Origin of the sequence: Methanolobus vulcani (assembly GCF_900100715.1) — an archaeon.
GTDB classification, from domain to species: domain Archaea; phylum Halobacteriota; class Methanosarcinia; order Methanosarcinales; family Methanosarcinaceae; genus Methanolobus; species Methanolobus vulcani.
Map to the genome: position 1 here is coordinate 136,464 of NZ_FNCA01000004.1, position 17,220 is coordinate 153,683.

Consider the following 17,220-nt stretch of genomic DNA (forward strand, 5'->3'; position numbering starts at 1 on the left):
CCTACCGACATCACCTTCCATATTACCTGATAATTACAACAGGAACTCCGCTGATGTCAAGAACATCCACAGCCCTTCCTGCAGAAACTACCTCTTTCTCGATCTCAACGCATTCAGGTTCAAGCTCAATTGTCTGGCCATCTACCTCAACAATGACCTTACCACTTGCAACCTCATCTGCGATCTTCTTTGGATTTGCTTCTGTAAGTGCATTGATAATTGCCTTAGCCTGTCCCCTGAATTTTGGACCGATCATACCCATATTTGGTTTGACATTAACAGGTACGTGCTCAAAGTCAGGTTCACCGTCGATCATCTCTACTGGAGAATTGGTAGCTCCAAGTACGTCTGTCAGGTCATCAAGGCTTCCATATATCTCTATCTTCTCAAGAGGAGCGTTCAATGCCATTCCGTGCTCAGACTTGTAGCGTCTGACATTACTTGCGATTTCTTTGATGAACTCACCGGATTTTTCTACATCTTCATTGATAAGTGAATCACAAACATCAGGCCATGCCTGAACATGAACACTGTCTTTACCTATGCGTGAGAACATTTCCTCTGCAAAGAACGGAGCGAATGGTGCAAGCATGCGTGAAAGCGCATCAATTGCCACATACAAAGTGTATCTTGCTGCCTTCTTTCCAGCTTCATCCTCACCATAGAGACGTGCCTTTACAAGCTCAATATAGTTGTCTGCAAGTACATCCCATGTGAAACCTCTTACAGCCTTGAAAGCTTCATCGAACTGGTATTTTTCCATTGAATCCGTTACTGAAGCTATGAGCCTGTTGAGATTGCTAAGAAGCCATTTATCAACAATTTTAAGCTCTGAAACATCAATTTCACTGTGCTCGTAGTCCTCAAGATGGGACATGCTGAACCTGTAAATGCTCCACATCTTGGCGAAGAACCTTGATGCTGAAACGACATCTTTCCAGCGGAACATTACGTCTGAGCCTGGTGAACCACCAATTGCAGCCCACTGCCTGAAAGAGTCAGCACTATAATCCTTAATTACTTCTTCCGGTGAAATGACATTGCCAAGTGACTTACTCATCTTGTGTCCGTCCTCACCAAGAACCATACCGTTAATGAGAATTGCATCCCATGGCCTCTTGCCCCGGATTGCCATTGACCTGAGAATTGTATAGAATGCCCATGTCCTGATAATATCATGACCCTGTGGACGAAGCTGTGTAGGAAGTCTCATTTCGTGGTCTGTGAGCCAGCCGGAAACATGCAGTGCTGTTATTGATGAGTCCATCCATGTATCCAGAACATCCTCTTCTGCCTCGAATTCTGTGCATCCACATTTACAGGCTTCTGGTGGCTGCTGTGTTGTTGGATCGATTGGCATCCACTCTTCCCTGGCAACCATTGTTTCACCACATTCCTTACAATACCATACAGGGATCGGGGTTGCGAAAAGTCTCTGGCGGGATATACACCAGTCCCATTCCATGGTGTTGTTCCAGTTGTCAAGCCTGACCTTCATGTACTCTGGCAGCCACTCTATTTCATTTGCTGCCGTTGCAATCTCATCATTAGGTATTTTAATGAACCACTGACGTTCTGAAAGGATCTCAATAGGAGTGCTGCATCTCCAGCACATACCAACATTCTGATCAAGTGATTTCTGCTCATAGAGATAGCCTTCACTTTTGAGGTCTTCGATAATTGCCTGCTTACATTCAGGAATTGTCATTCCCTTGTACTTGCCTGCAATTTCGGTCATAAGACCCTGCTTGTCAATTGCCTTGCGCAGTGGAAGACCATGCTCCAGCCACCATCTGACATCCTGCTTGTCACCGAAAGTACAGATCATAACAACACCTGTACCAAATGTTGGGTCTACTGCTTCATCGCCAATTACCTTTACTTCGTGGCCAAAGAGCGGTACTTTTACAGTTGAACCAATGTGCTGTTTGTAACGCTCATCCTCAGGATTTATCACAACTGCAACACAGGCTGCAAGTAATTCCGGTCTTGTGGTTGCTATCTCAAGACCATCGAAATGCAGGAAATTGAGCTTTGTTTCCCTTGCATCATACTCAACTTCTGCAAAAGCAATAGCAGTTTCACATCTTGGACACCAGTTCACAGGGTGCTCGGACTGATAGAGACGATCCATATCATACATCTGCCTGAAAGACCTCTGGGTCTTGGAATAATACTCAGGCTCCATTGTCACAAACTCATTGCTCCAGTCTGTGGAGAAACCAAGATTCAGCATTGTCTGTCTCATCTTCTCGATGTTACCAACTGTGAGCTCACGGCACATATTCCTGAACTCTTCTCTTGGAACCTCATTCTTTGTGATGCCATGGATCTCTTCGACCTTTACTTCTGTAGGAAGACCGTGACAATCCCAGCCCTGTGGGAACATCACATTGAACCCGCACATACGCTTGTATCTTGCAACAAAATCGATGTAACACCAGTTAAGGGAGTTACCGATATGGAAATTTCCGGTAGGATATGGCGGTGGAGTATCAATGATGAACTGGGGCCTGCTGTTGTCTTTCCAGTCAAAGTGATACATGGACATATCCCATGAATCGCGCCATTTAGGCTCTATTATGTGTGGGTCATATTCTTTAGGAATTGTCATTGTGACTCTCCGGTAAATGCGATAAAACATAATTTAATGTATTTGATATTATGTGAAATTAGTCAATTCATTGAATGTATTGATTGTGTTTTTATCCTAAGTGGTGTAAGATTATTTAAATTATCTGGTTAGACCCGGAACACCGGAGCATGCGGATAAGAGCATTAATAAGAACCGGAAGGAACTTGATAAGTATCTTACTTTACTAAAAAGAGGCTGCCCTTGCACAAAGAGTATCTTGCAGAAAACTCCAGGGCAAGAGGTCATTGGTGTACGATCGAAAGCAAACATTTCCTTGACGAATGGGTGATGATACCGCCTGGAACATATGCCCTATATTCTGCCCGGTTATGTGCGAAAGGACAAGCCACCAATTGTGAGGGGAATTTAGTATATCAATTTTACTATTTTGTTTTCCTAATGTACATAACTACACGAAAAAATGCACAAATAATCATCAATCAAAATCCATATTACATCGCAACCGTGGTACCTCCGTATTTTGAATATAAATATCAGGAAACCGAAAACACTTTATAGAAATCTCTTCAATTGTATGAAGGGGAAGCAAAAGGGTTAATCCGGTGATATAATGACCAGAAAAGTAGCTATTTTTGCTTTTAACGGAGAGGAGATGTGTTTCATCCATTCCTTGATGAATACACTTGATATGAAAGATAAAGGCTATGATGTGAAGCTTATAATCGAAGGTTCTGCAACCCGACTTGTGAAGGAGGCAGAAGATGGGAAGAAACCATTTACTGCGCTATACCTCAAAGCAAAGGATGCGGGACTTATAGACTGTGTATGCAGAGCATGTGCATCAAAGATGAAAAGCCTTGAAAGTGCTAAACATCAGGAACTTCCGCTATGCGATGAAATGTTCGGACATCCAAGTATGGCTCGCTATATGAATGATGGTTACGAGATAATCGTAATTTGATTTATACATATATCAGAACAGATAGTGAAACAACATTAAGAACGGAGATTGTAAATGTTAAGTGAAAAGATGATAGCAGCCCTCAACGGGCAGATCAACAAAGAGATATATTCCGCATATCTTTACATGGATATGTCAGCTCACTGCACATATGAAGGGCTTGACGGTTTTGCCAACTGGTTCATGGTACAGTATCAGGAAGAAATGACCCATGCAATGAAGATATATGACTATGTGAATGATCAGGGCGGAAAAGTTGTTCTTGAAGCAATAGAAAAACCACCGGAAAGCTTTGGAACTCCGTTAGAGATGTTTGAAGCAACCCTCAAACATGAACAGTTCATCACAAAATCAATCTACGATCTTGTAACCCTGGCAAATGAAGAAAAGGACTACGCCACACAGATATTCCTCCAGTGGTTCGTAACAGAACAGATCGAGGAAGAAGCAAATGACAATGAACTTATTGCAAAGCTCAAGCTTATAGGCAGCGATGGGAACGGTCTCTATATGCTTGACAAAGAACTCCTGGCAAGGGTGTTCACACCACCTGCTGCATCAGAGGAATAAGAACTAAATATCGTTGTACAAACTTAATGTTATCAAAAACATAACAATATGAGTAAAAGGTGAGACAAATGGAATTTGAAGAAGTACTGAAAGGAAAGGAAGTTGAGGGTAAAGAGAAGCACGTCCCTGAGATAGACATTATCAGAGGACATGGACAGGCAAAGGCAGACTTTGTACGTGTAACTGTCGGGAAGGAAGTAAAACATCCGAACACTGTTGAGCACCATATCGAATGGGTCGAACTTTACGGTGTTACTAAAGATGGAAAAACTGTCGACTTTGGAAGAATGAACTTCGAACCTGTTCACACAGAACCTACAGCTTCATTCCACGTAAACAACATTGACGACTTCAAGGCTTTCTGTGCACTTGAATACTGTAACATCCACGGCGTGTGGAAGAACTGTATTGAAGTTTGAACGTTCAAAAGAAAAAATTATCATTTGTGGCATCAGTCGCCACATCTTTTTTATATTTGTCCATTCCCATCTTTCATTAAAAGCATCGTGCAACTGAGTTGAAAGAAAAAGAGGGACAACTGTGATCAAAAAACTTATTGGGAAATTTGCATTCCTTGCCATCATAGTCGGCATTATGGCAATGATCATATTGAATTATGTATTACCCTACATGCATGCATAAGAGAAAAAAGGTTACTTAAGAATCGTTGTAACCTATCTCTTCCTTGGTAAGATAACATGCAGGATCGTCTGCCCAGGTGTTACCATAGATAGCTTCTGCCCTTACACGGAAGTTTCCATTACAGACATCGAACCATTTGCAGTGTGCACACCTGTCAGCTTTTTCCTTTATCAGAGGCTTACGGTCTTTTAGTCCTGCCATGAGTTCATCACTGGTATCTCTCCAGATCTCACTGAACTTGCGCTCTCTTACATTGCCAAATGTGTAATGTCTCCAGAACTGGTCAGGATGCACGGAACCGTCCCATGAAACACATCCAAAACCAATTCCGGTAGAATTGCCCCTGTTCATGTTCAATAGTTCAAGAACTTCCGCAGCCCTTTGCGGATCCTCTTTCAGAAGGCGCATGTAGATGTATGGGCCATCACAGTGGTTATCCACAGTTAGAACCTCAGCTTTCAGACCTTTTGCATGAAGTTCTTTTGTCTTGTCCATTAGCAGGTCAACAGTCTTGCGGCTTTCCTCAAGACTTAGATCCTCGTTAACCATTTCAGAGCCACGACCTGAATATACAAGGTGATAGAAACAGATACGAGGAATATTCTCCTTTTCCATCAGTTCAAATATTGCAGGGATATCATGGACATTATGGCGATTGATGGTAAACCTCAGTCCCACCTTTATACCTTCCTTCTGGCAGTTGTGCAGACCCTGGAGAGCTTTATCAAAAGAGCCTTCAATGCCACGGAACTTATCATTTGTATCTCTCATGCCGTCAAGAGAGATACCTACATAGGAAAGACCGATATCTTTGAGCTTCTTTGCCATCTCTTCTGTGATCATAGTACCGTTTGTTGAAATTACAGCCCTGATACCCTTTGAACGTGCATAGCCTGCAAGCTCAGGCAGGTCTTTCCTCATGAGAGGTTCTCCACCTGAGAACAATATCACAGGACAACCGAAATCTGCAAGGTCGTCTATGAGACCTTTACCTTCTTCAGTGGACAGTTCATTTTTGTATTCCATGTCTTTTGAATGAGCATAACAATGGACACAGCGAAGGTTGCAGCGCTGGGTGACATTCCAGACTACTACTGGCTTTTTATCCTTTGAGAACTGGAGCAGGTGTGATGGGAGTTTTTTAGAATCACGCCCGTACCTGAGCGCGTCCGAGGGCTCCACAGTTCTACAATAAAGTTTTGAAATTCCTATCATTTTCGGACTCCGAATAAAAGATAAAAGAAGATTGTTCTATTATATGCGAAACTCCTATACCATCATCCTATATTACATCTATGGTAGATAGACTGGAAGAAGTACTATAAAAACAATCAAAAAAAAAGAAAAAGTGGAAATGCTAGTTTAACGTATCCATAACTTTCTTGAGAATCTCTTCGAATGTGAACTTTCCCGGAGTTACTGATACCCTTACACCATAGCTTTCAATTGTCTGAGCGGTTGGCTCACCAATAGCAGCAACAACGGACTTATTCATAATTCCAATCACGTCGCTTTTTGTGACCTGGTCGGTGGCATGCTCAAAGAAGTTACGCACCATCATAGAACTTGTAAATGCAAAAACATCAACTTCACCTGCAAGCACCTTACGTATGAATTCTGCCTGCTCCTGCCCATCAGGTTTTGTCAGGGTATAGACATTAGTCTCATGAATTTCGGCCCCACAGCTTTTCAAACCATCTATCAATAGAGTAGAACCATAGAAACTTCTTGCAGTATCGATGACCTTACCCTTAACATCGGAACAGAGATATTCCACAAGACCTTCTGAACTATAAACTCCCGGCATGCCAAGTACATTTATGCCCATATCATCCAGTGCCTTGCACGTAGTCGGTCCGATAGCGATTACTTTTGTAGAATTGAGGGCAGCAATGAATTTTTCATGCTCATCGGCAGGAATCTTATCCAGTGTGAAATCTATGCCATTTGCACTTGTAAAAATCACATAATCCGATTTTCCTGCCATTACCCTTTCAACAAAGCCATCGAAGAACTCATCCTTCATGCCCTCAAGTTCGATCATTGGAACTGCAAGCGGTTCAAAACCCATATCTTTTGCAAGTTCCACAGAATCTTTCAGGTAACGTTTGGGTCTCATTATAGCAAGTACAGGTCTTTTGGACTTTTCTGTCAAAGATAACACCTTCTAATCAAAATAATTTGAGACCTGCTCTCCAAGAATATCGTGCAATGATACAACGTTACCAATTATGGTAATTGCAGGTGCCTTTACACCTCTCTCCTTTGCGACTTCTGCGATATTCTCAAGAACACCAACGGTTACACGCTGGTCAGGTCTTGTGCCTTTTTCAATAAGAGCAACAGGTGTTTTTGGATCCTTGCCGAATTTCATAAGTTCACCGACATTTCTGCCAAGCATTTTGACGCCCATGAAAATGACAATGGTACCATCGAACTTTGCAAGTGTTTCCCAGTCAAGAGCTGTTTCCTCTTTTGTCGGGTCTTCGTGGCCTGTGATGAAAGTCACCATTGATGCATGATCCCTGTGGGTCACAGGAATGCCCGCATATGCCGGAACTGCCACGGCTGATGTGATACCTGGAACAACCTCAAACTCAATTCCTTCTGCAATGAGTTCCTCGGCCTCTTCTCCGCCACGGCCAAACATGTAAGGATCGCCACCTTTGAGGCGCAGCACATCCTTTCCTTCCTTTGCTTTCTGGATGATAACAGCATTGATCTCGTCCTGTGTGAGGGTATGATCACCTGCATGCTTACCTGCATCGATCTTTTCAGCACTGTCAGGAATAGAATCTATTATCGCCTTACCCGGAAGCTGATCGTATACCACGACTTCAGTTGTATCAAGTAACCTGCGTGCCTTAATGGTCAATAATTCCGGGTCACCCGGGCCTGAACCAACTAAATAGACTTTACCATATTTCTGGGCCATGTTAGTGAGATCCTCTTAATCTTTATCAGAATGGTAATGAACTTACCAAGTTATAAATATGCATCGTCTTGATAAGATGCAAAACAAGGTAACTTTATAAGTATTCAAAAAAGCGAAACCCAGTAGATAAAACAAAACCAATGTGATAAAAAGATTTAAAAAATACAAAGCAAATCTTATTAAATATAAAATAAATATAAATAGAGTGCCGTACCGTTAGATACCGCACCTTTTCCAACCCTAACAATTTATTTTTTGCTCAATATGTAGAACAACATTTCTTTGTTTAACTTACCTTCACGCTCAAGTTTACTTACTATATTCTCATCAGACATGCCTTCTGATTTAAGCTCTTTGATCTTATCAAGCAGCGCCGGAGCGATACTATAATATTCGTTTATGTCTTTCCTGTGGCCCCAGACATCGCCTTCTATGAGCTTAATACCTTGCATTTGCATGAACATCTCGATGGACTTTGAGACTGTACGTCTGTAAGAACTCGGAATCTGGATAACTTCCACTTTAGGACATGTCTGGACCAGTGAAAAAATATCCTTGTTCGATGGTCTGAAAGCAAGATGAATCACCTTCTCACCTGGATTCAGGTGTGGTATCTCCTCTCGCGAGCTTACAACTCTTATTTTCATAAGTCTCCCTCACCTCCAGTTCGTTGAGAACTTATTAAAATAATGTATGTGCTCACCTTTTAAATAATTACCGATTTAGAAAATAAAAAAATATGAAGGTATATTATTCAAACCTGGTTCTTATAGAATCTGCATGTGCCTGCAGACCCTCTTTTTCAGCAAGAGCAATTACAGAATCTTTCAAAGTTTCAAGTCCCTTCTTACTGATTCTCTGAATACTTGCAGACTTCATAAAGTGTGCAAGATTAAGCCCTGAGTAAATCCTTGCATAACCTGCAGTTGGCAATACGTGATTAGTACCTGATGCATAGTCACCAACAGGAACAGGCGCATAGTTGCCCACAAATATAGAACCTGCATGTTCGATCCCCTCAAGAACCTCATCATCGTTCTCAACCATGATCTCAAGGTGCTCAGGTGCAAATTCATTTGAGAACTTTATACATTCTTCCATTGAGTCCGTTACAAGAATAGCGGCATTTGCAAGGGAAGTATTAACTATCTCCGTCCTGAGAGTTTCTTCTGCCTGTTTAAGTACCTCAGCCTTGACATCTGCGGCAAGTTTCTCAGAAGTTGTTACAATAACAGATACTGCATTAGGATCATGCTCCGCCTGGGCGATCATGTCTGAAGCTGCCATCCTGGCATTGCATGAATCATCAGCTATGATGAGCACTTCACTTGGCCCGGCGGGGAAATCGATCTCAGCCATGTCCCTTACCTGCATCTTTGCAGATGTTACAAAAACATTACCCGGACCAACTATCTTGTCAACCTTCATGACGGTTTCAGTACCGTATGCCATACCGGCAACTGCCTGCACGCCACCTATCTTATAAACATGATCTGCTCCCGCAACTTTTGCCGCCGCAAGTGTCAATGGATTAACCTTTCCATCCTTGCCAGATGGAGTACACATTACCACATTCTTAACACCGGCAACTTTTGCGGGAACTATGGTCATTAGAGCTGTGGAAGGATATGATGCTCTTCCACCAGGCACATAGGCCCCAACACTTTCAAGGGCTGTGAATTTCTGTCCAAGTTCGATTCCCGGTGAGACTTCAATGAACCATGTCTTTTGTGGCATCTGAGCTTCATGGAACCTGCGGATGTTGCCTGCAGCGAACTCAAGATGCTTCATAAGTTCAAGATCAATGCTTGCCGCAGCCTCATCGATCTCTTCCTTTGTGACCTCAATAGCCTCTATATCAGCACCATCGAACTTCTTAGTATATTCACGCAGGGCTGCATCGCCATTATGCTTTACATCTTCAAGGATAGCTGCAACTGTATCTTCAACATTTGCAAGATCTCCGCCACCACGTCCTATCAGTTTGTTCTTTTCTTCATCTGTAAGTTCGGATAGTTTCTTGTAAAGCATAGTATTTCCCCTGAGGTATGTGAATTGTTAGTAATGATGTGTTTAAAGATAATGATTATTTTCTGATGCATATACCTGTTCATCATATATAACGCTTAGAACCTGCATTCAGCCATAAGAACAATAGCCTATTTTTCAAAGTCACTGAAAGTGCTCTGCTCTCTTTCCATAAGCGAACTCATTGTTCCTGATTTAAGTCCTTCACCTGAGCCAGATGGTCTTAATCCAGAAGCAATGCCAAGTTCCTCAAAGAGCTTTCTGGCAGTTTTGGGGCCGATCAATTCTGAAACAGTATCAATGTCCGAGCTTTTGATAGCCTGCACTGTTTTAAGTCCACTGTCATAGAGCTTACGTGCACGCACACGACCAATTCCCCTGATGCTTACAAGCTCGATAAGATCGGATGAGGCTCCGTAGTGTATCCTTTTTTCCAGCAATGCAACATGGCTGGAAATATCTGTTGACATTTCAGGAGAAATAAGTCCTGCAAGTCTTGAAGTGGAATGCATGAGCCACTCTGCAATATCTGAAAATGCATGGACATCACCCTCACCAACACCGAACTTCTTTGTTATCTGGTCAAGGGATTTCTCTTTGATCCAATCTTCTACCAGAAGTGCAGTTTTCACTTCTGCCATGAACCATTCGTAATCAACTTCCTTTGACCTTGGAGGGACCTCCACAAACTCTTCGCTGCGAGCCATAATAATATCGTTGATCACTTCATAATCGCTGGCTCTCATGTAGAGCTGTCTCATATCCGGCGTTTTGCATATCAAATGCAGAAGGGTCATATCAGTGATATACTCAGCTTTAGCTTTTTTAAGACCTTCTACTATGTAAGCACCAGAAAGAGGATCGATGTAGAGAGTAGAAACAAGTCTTCCAAGAACTGTCGGCAGCAGAGTATCTTCACCCTCTAGCATACCATGATTTCTCAGAAAATCAAGACATTCATCTACAACATCCATGATCCCCCAGGTATCGTTCTGGTGAGCAAAGAACGTGGCTTCGATAAATTCCAGAAGACCTTCCCTTGTTGTTGCAAAACCATTGACTATTGTTGAAAGGATGTGAGTTCTCAATGCATTCTCAGAACCAAGCTTGGACCAGATATCCTCTGCATCAGCATCAATATAATTGTCAAAAAGCCCTGTCATTTCATTGTATGATTTTGCGATAAGGATAGATTCCCCATAAGGATCAAGGTGCGGCCTGCCTGCACGACCTGCCATTTGTTTATAGTCCAGCACAGGGATTGGCTGCATACCATAATTGGGATCATAACGCCTGTAACTCCTGATGATCACCCTTCTTGCAGGAAGATTGAGTCCTGCTGCAAGGGTTGGTGTGCTGGAAATTACTTTTATTTTGTTAGTTCTGAACCCATCCTCCACAATCCTGCGATGTGCAGAATTAAGTCCTGCATGGTGGAAAGCAGTTCCATTTCTGACACACTTTGCCAGTTCATTGGCTGCTTCGGTCTCACCATTCTCTATAATCTCCTCCACAAGTTCATCAAGTGCTTTCCTTGTTGGTTTGTCAAGAATTTCAGCTACTTTTGTGCCCGCTCTTTTAGCAAATGAGACGCTGTTCTTTCTACTGCTTTCAAAAACAAGACACTGACCACCTTCTTCCAGTGTATCCAGCACCACATTAACAGCCTCATCTTTTGTCCTGGATACAATACGTTTCTGTGAGCCATGGAAATTTATGTTTCCATTAAGATAGACCCCTTCCTGAAGGCGTGTTGGTCTCCATTCACTGAGCACCAGTTTTGCTTTCAGCCAGTCAGCTATCTCATAAGCATTTCCCACAGTTGCTGAAAGAGCAATTATCTGACATCCGGGATTTAACTTCATGAGCTTTGTGAGAGTTACTTCCAGTGTCGGACCTCTGTTGGCCGAATCAAGCAAATGCACCTCGTCAACCACAATTGTGGTTATTTCCTGCATCCAGGAAGTCTCATTACGTAAAAGTGAATCCGTCTTTTCAGATGTAGCAACTATAATATCATTGGAACCAAGCCGCTCATCTCTTGACTCAAAATCACCTGTGGATATGCCAACCCTCAGACCTCCGTTTCCTTCTCCTTTTACTGATACTGATGAGAATGTTCTGAAACGGTCGAACTTCTCACTTGCAAGTGCACGCAGAGGAACGATATAGAGAGCCTTTCCTCTGTTTGATATGGACTTTAGCATAGCAAGCTCGGCAAGAAGTGTTTTTCCCGAAGCTGTAGGAATCGCAGCTAGCAGGTTTTTCCCTTCAAGAAGGCCTTTTTCAATTGCTTCAGCCTGTGGTGGATAGAGTTCTTCTATGCCAGAATCAAGATAAAAACGTATAACAGCTTCCGGCAGTTCCAGGGATTCGATCTTCATGATAACTCTGTTTTAAGAGAGGGTTATGTCTAATTAAAATTGTCCTTTCCAGAATATTCAGAATTATCTGCATCCTGAATGCAAAAAAGAAAAATGAGAAAGCAGCAAAAATGCTGCCAAATTTCAGTTATTTTCTTTTGCCTCTGCCACATAATCATAGAGGAAAGCTGCAACCAGAGCACCAACTATCGGTCCTACGATATAAATTGGGAACTGCCACCAGAAATTCGTACCCCCCATAAGAAAATCCGCGAGATACGGACCAAAGGTACGGGCCGGATTTAGCGATGAACCAGTTATGTTTCCCACTACAATGATATCTGCAGCCACAACTAGTCCTATTGCAAGTCCGGCAAAACCTGCAGGTGCCCTTTTATCCACCGCTGAACCCATGATGGTCAGCATAAGGAAGAAAGTTGCAACCGCCTCACAGAGTATAGCCTGACCGTAACTCACACCATCGAACATTGCTGTGGCACCAAGACCTGTAGCAACAGCCCTGCTTCCCAGAATAGCAACAATGGTGAAGGATGCAAGACTTGCACCTACCAGCTGAAATACGATGTAACTAACCATATCCTTTGCAGGGAAACGTCCTGTTGCCCATAATGCAATGCTTACAGCCGGATTGATGTGTGTTCCCGAGATATGACCAAAGGCATATATCATTGCAATTATCGCTATGGCAAAAGCAATGCCTATAGCAAACCATGCTGCGATATCAATACCCACGTTAAAACTATTACCAGGTATTGAATCTGTACCCTGGATCAGCAGAACGGTTGTGACGACTGACCCTGTTCCCAGGAATACCAGCACATAGGTCCCGATCAATTCAGCGATGGATCTCTTTAACAGACCCGGTTCTGACATGAAATCACCTACCTGAAGACAAAATGTGCCTTAGAAAGGCACACCTGTGATCAAACTGCCTCCGTCCAGTTGCAGTACTTGCACTTGTAGTCGAAGTAGTTGGCTGCACAGAACTTGCAGGTACGTGCAGGTGAATGAGGCTCTGTCTTGTGCAGGGCTATGATGTTTGTCATCATGGTAGCTGTTACAGGCTCACTTGTCAGCAGGCATGGGAAATCAGCCAGACGCATAAGGGCTGAGAACCTGACCGTGATAGCGCATGCAGGATATGTATAACGCTGCGGGTTATTGAGAACTTCATTCTTTTCTATAGGTTTCAGGTCAACAGGTATACCCTGAACCATGCCACCCATACCCCTTGGCTTGTGATCTATGATGCGCTCTCCCTTTTCGATAAGATCGATGAAGTCGACATTGTGGAGTTCGGCTGCCGCACCTCTTGTTGGATTGTTGAGTACAAGGTTGTGGTATCTCTTGACCAGCAGATCAAGCACCATCATTGTGGTAAAGCCATCCATCCAGAGAATCTTTGTGGTGGCGGCAGCGGCGGCATCAGTTGCAATTGTCAGTGGTGAATACTCGTCCTTGAACTTGCCCATGGCATTGTTCATTGTGCCATCCATAACTTCAGTTACGGCATTGATGACTGCCATCACGACATCGTCCTTTGTCATGTTGAACATTGACTGGGAGATATGATGGGCAACATCACCAACACCATATGCAGGAACAGTAACGATGTTTCCGTAGAAGACATCTGCATCCATGGCAGCTTTGACAGTTTTCTTCATTCTGTTTTTGTACTCACTCATATACTTCTTTACGTCAAAGGATATGTGCCCTGCCTCATCCATGAGCTTGGACTGGGCAGCCATGGGTGAATCATATACCATCTGAAGCATTTCGATTTCTTCTTTTATGGCTTCAGAAGGAGTTTTACCATTTTCAATTGCCATCTGGAATTTTGCACCAATACCATATGATGTGTTCATACCCCATGATTTTGAAGAAAGGATTGCTCGTTTATGGTCAACGGGAATATCTGTTTTCTGAAGTATCCTGTTGACTACATTGCTTGTACTTCCCGGGACAAAAGCAAAGTCTACAACACAGGTAGGACCATAGAATCCACCATACCTTCTGATGGATTCTTTACCGATGAGAGCTTCTGATCTCCCTATTTTGTCAATGAACTTTTCCACTGATGCCCTGAATGCAGGATCCTCCTCATACAAGATATCAAGAATAGGTGGTGTCTGATAGTGTTCGACAAATGGGTCATCCTCCGGCCTTACGCTATCCGTTAAGCTGGAAAGGACTTCATAATGCGTATTTACTGAATTGACATGAAGGTCAAACACTTCTTTACACTGATTGCCCTTCGGTTTCATCTTGTTAACGGCATCAACATAGGGTTTTGCATCCTCCACCTTAAAAGCGGTACCTCGCTTCTTATTGATGGTGCTGACGACGGCTTTCTGTGCATTCATGGCTTCTGTTGCCATTTTGTCGTATATTTCATTCATATTAGTCATGTTAGCCCCTTTTGTTCTTGAAAGTGACAACTAGACCTGAAAGAAGTGTTCAATCAAATTCAAATAATAGTTTAAAAATATATAAATGACAAACAATCTAGCTACCGCTAAGCATGCTTGTTTTTCCCAAACAACACTCCTTCATCAGGATGTTAATTCACTCCATACAATAATCTGAGACTATACATAATAAAGATTTCGAAACTTAAGAAATGTTGTCGAAACTTTATTAAAAGTAACAATAAGCTCATATCTATTCAGTTACTAATATGTTGCAGGGTTATATGACTGACATTTTAGCAATACCAGAATGGGCAACATGGAAGCTTGTTAACCTGCTAGTCGTTATCATAATTATATTACTTACTATTTTTCTTGCAAGATTCGTTGACAGGTTACTTATAAGGCAATTCAACATCGTAAGCAAAAAGATGAATGTAGACCTTACAAGTTACAGGGTTGTAAGACACACTGTAGTTGCTGCGATATATCTCATCGGCATAATGATTGTCGTTAACCTTATACCCTCACTTGAGACTCTTTCCATTACTCTTTTTGCCAGTGCAGGTTTTGCAGGTATTGTTCTTGGTCTTGCAGCACAAAGTACGCTGTCAAATATCATTTCCGGTATTTCTCTGGCAGCATTCAGGCCTTTCAGAGTGGGAGACCTTGTAACCATCAAAGATGAATACGGAAGGATCACTGATATCACACTCAGGCATACAGTGGTCAGGACATGGGATAACAGGAGACTCATTATTCCTAACAGTGTGATAAGTGAGGACGCAATCATCAACTGGTCCATCGAAGATCCAACAGTCAACTGGCCAATTGATATTGGTATCAGTTACGATGCGGATATTGATAAGGCAAGACAGATTATGATATGTGAGGCAAGAAAACACTCAAACACCATGACTTTCAGCCAGATCAAGAAATATCACCCTGATATGAAGAAAGAGGAAGTTGTTACTGTTCGTGTAAGGGAACTTGGAGATTTTGCGGTTATTCTCAGGCTACTTATCTGGGTCGATGACAGGGATATTGCCTATGACACCGGATGCGACATCAGGGAAGCAATCAAAAAGAGATTTCATGCCGAAGGAATTGAAATACCATTCCCATACCGTACCATTGTGTACAAGAAGGATCTGCAGGCAGAAGTCTCCGCAATAGAGGAAGAAAAAGTATCTGTATGAAAGAAGTAATTGAGCTCTTCAATAAAAACAGGATTTGTGGCATGAACCCATGCCACACTTTTTTAGATTTTTAGAACAAAATTTAGTCGTTGCTCAGCTCACCGCTGAAGTACTTGTCATAGGAACCCATGTCAAAGTGACCATGTCCACTGAGGTTGAACAGGATGGTCTTCTCCTCACCGGTCTGCTTGCATTTGAGTGCTTCATCGATTGCGCACTTAATAGCATGTGATGATTCAGGAGCAGGAGCAATTCCTTCGCTGCGTGCAAATGTTACTGCTGCATCAAATACTTCTACCTGGTGATATGAGGTTGCTTCCATGATTCCGTCTGCAACGAGCTTACTGATAATTGGTGATGCACCGTGGTACCTGAGACCTCCTGCATGGATTGCTGGTGGTATGAATTCTGAACCGAGTGTATACATCTTAAGGAGAGGTGTCATCTGTGCCATGTCACCGAAGTCATACTTGAACTCACCTGATGTGAGTGTTGGACATGCGGATGGCTCGACTGCTATGAATCTTGTATTGGTCTTGCCTGCGAGGTTGTCCCTGATGTATGGCAGACTTACACCGGCAAGATTACTTCCACCGCCACAGCAACCGATCACGATATCAGGATAGTCCTCTGTCTTGTCAAACTGTGCCTGGGTCTCAAGACCGACTACTGTCTGGTGAAGACTGGTGTGGTTAAGGACACTGCCCAGTGCATACTTGGTGTTGTCGTTAAGAGCTGCATCCTCAATAGCTTCACTGATGGCTATTCCTAGACTTCCTGTTGTGTCAGGGTACATTTCACGAATCTTTCTTCCAAACTGTGTGTCCGGACTCGGGGATGGGACTACTTTTGCCCCCCATAGATTGATAAGTGACTTTCTGTATGGTTTCTGGTAGTAACTTGAACTTACCATGTAGACCTTACATTCGATATCAAAATAATTACAGCAAAGTGATAATGCACTGCCCCACTGGCCTGCACCTGTTTCTGTTGTGATCCTTTCAGTGCCTTCTTTCATGTTGTAGTATGCCTGTGCGATTGCAGTGTTTGGCTTGTGGCTTCCTGCGGGACTGACACTTTCGTTCTTGTAGTAGATCTTTGCAGGTGTTCCCAATGCCTTTTCAAGCCTGTGTGCCCTGTGCAGAGGTGATGGTCTCCAGAGAGTGTATATTTCCCTGATCTCTTCAGGAATATCGATGTATTTCTTGGAGCTGATCTCCTGATTGATGAGTTCCTTTGCAAATATAGGCTCAAGGTCCGCAGGGTTCATCGGCTCATTGGTTGCAGGGTTCAGTGGTGGTTCTACCGGCATGTCTGCAAGTATGTTATACCACTGTTTCGGCATTTCATTTTCGTCAAGTAATATCTTTGTATGGTCCATAGTTTATACCTCTGTAAAAAATAGAGTCTCTGATGTATATCAAAGTACATTAGAGTGATATTTAATGCTTTTGATTTATGCATAAAGCCGAATTTACTATAAAATAACAAATAACT

At 42.7% G+C, this 17,220-nt stretch carries 14 protein-coding genes; 4 read left to right on the plus strand and 10 right to left on the minus strand.

What is annotated here, in order from left to right:
• Nucleotides 1-22 precede the first annotated feature (22 nt).
• Complete coding sequence (locus BLP52_RS07270) at nt 23-2,614, minus strand: valine--tRNA ligase (RefSeq protein WP_091709821.1); 2,592 nt, start codon at nt 2,612-2,614, stop codon at nt 23-25.
• 592 nt (nt 2,615-3,206) lie between these two features.
• On the opposite strand from BLP52_RS07270, the gene BLP52_RS07280 reads away from it, so the two are divergent.
• The 3 genes from BLP52_RS07280 (at nt 3,207) to BLP52_RS07290 (ending at nt 4,546) form a co-directional block, all read left to right on the plus strand.
• Nucleotides 3,207-3,557, plus strand: a complete 351-nt coding sequence (locus BLP52_RS07280; protein ID WP_091709823.1) for a DsrE family protein — start codon at nt 3,207-3,209, stop codon at nt 3,555-3,557.
• A 54-nt stretch (nt 3,558-3,611) separates the two neighbouring features.
• Nucleotides 3,612-4,127, plus strand: coding sequence for a ferritin (locus tag BLP52_RS07285; RefSeq protein ID WP_091709824.1), 516 nt, complete (start codon nt 3,612-3,614; stop codon nt 4,125-4,127).
• 68 nt (nt 4,128-4,195) lie between these two features.
• Complete coding sequence (locus BLP52_RS07290; RefSeq protein ID WP_091709825.1) at nt 4,196-4,546, plus strand: desulfoferrodoxin family protein; 351 nt, start codon at nt 4,196-4,198, stop codon at nt 4,544-4,546.
• A 238-nt stretch (nt 4,547-4,784) separates the two neighbouring features.
• Here BLP52_RS07290 and ahbC read toward each other — a convergent pair whose 3' ends face one another.
• The 8 genes from ahbC to BLP52_RS07330 form a co-directional block, all read right to left on the minus strand.
• Nucleotides 4,785-5,984 (minus strand): 12,18-didecarboxysiroheme deacetylase, encoded by a 1,200-nt coding sequence (gene ahbC / locus BLP52_RS07295; protein WP_091709826.1) that lies wholly within the window; start codon nt 5,982-5,984, stop codon nt 4,785-4,787.
• Between the two features lie 142 nt (nt 5,985-6,126).
• Nucleotides 6,127-6,924: a uroporphyrinogen-III synthase gene (locus BLP52_RS07300; RefSeq protein ID WP_091709827.1), complete on the minus strand. Its 798-nt coding sequence runs from the start codon at nt 6,922-6,924 to the stop codon at nt 6,127-6,129.
• Nucleotides 6,925-6,936: 12 nt separating this feature from the next.
• Entirely contained in the window at nt 6,937-7,704 is a 768-nt protein-coding gene (gene cobA, locus BLP52_RS07305; protein WP_091709828.1) for a uroporphyrinogen-III C-methyltransferase, read from the minus strand.
• Nucleotides 7,705-7,952: 248 nt separating this feature from the next.
• Entirely contained in the window at nt 7,953-8,351 is a 399-nt protein-coding gene (locus BLP52_RS07310; protein ID WP_091709829.1) for a DUF1699 family protein, read from the minus strand.
• Between the two features lie 103 nt (nt 8,352-8,454).
• Nucleotides 8,455-9,735: a histidinol dehydrogenase gene (gene hisD, locus BLP52_RS07315; protein ID WP_091709830.1), complete on the minus strand. Its 1,281-nt coding sequence runs from the start codon at nt 9,733-9,735 to the stop codon at nt 8,455-8,457.
• Nucleotides 9,736-9,863: 128 nt separating this feature from the next.
• A complete protein-coding gene (locus BLP52_RS07320) occupies nt 9,864-12,116 on the minus strand; it encodes an ATP-dependent DNA helicase (RefSeq protein WP_091709831.1) in 2,253 nt (750 codons plus the stop codon).
• A 123-nt stretch (nt 12,117-12,239) separates the two neighbouring features.
• Nucleotides 12,240-12,989 carry an MIP/aquaporin family protein gene (locus tag BLP52_RS07325; RefSeq protein WP_091709832.1) on the minus strand — a complete coding sequence of 250 codons (750 nt, stop codon included), beginning with the start codon at nt 12,987-12,989 and terminating at the stop codon, nt 12,240-12,242.
• Between the two features lie 50 nt (nt 12,990-13,039).
• Nucleotides 13,040-14,524 (minus strand): DUF2193 domain-containing protein, encoded by a 1,485-nt coding sequence (locus BLP52_RS07330; RefSeq protein WP_238380755.1) that lies wholly within the window; start codon nt 14,522-14,524, stop codon nt 13,040-13,042.
• A gap of 284 nt (nt 14,525-14,808) precedes the next feature.
• Between BLP52_RS07330 and BLP52_RS07335 the strand changes: the two genes are divergently transcribed.
• Nucleotides 14,809-15,723, plus strand: a complete 915-nt coding sequence (locus BLP52_RS07335) for a mechanosensitive ion channel family protein (RefSeq protein WP_091709833.1) — start codon at nt 14,809-14,811, stop codon at nt 15,721-15,723.
• 82 nt (nt 15,724-15,805) lie between these two features.
• Here BLP52_RS07335 and BLP52_RS07340 read toward each other — a convergent pair whose 3' ends face one another.
• Nucleotides 15,806-17,104 carry a TrpB-like pyridoxal phosphate-dependent enzyme gene (locus tag BLP52_RS07340; RefSeq protein WP_091709834.1) on the minus strand — a complete coding sequence of 433 codons (1,299 nt, stop codon included), beginning with the start codon at nt 17,102-17,104 and terminating at the stop codon, nt 15,806-15,808.
• Between the last annotated feature and the right edge of the window lie 116 nt (nt 17,105-17,220).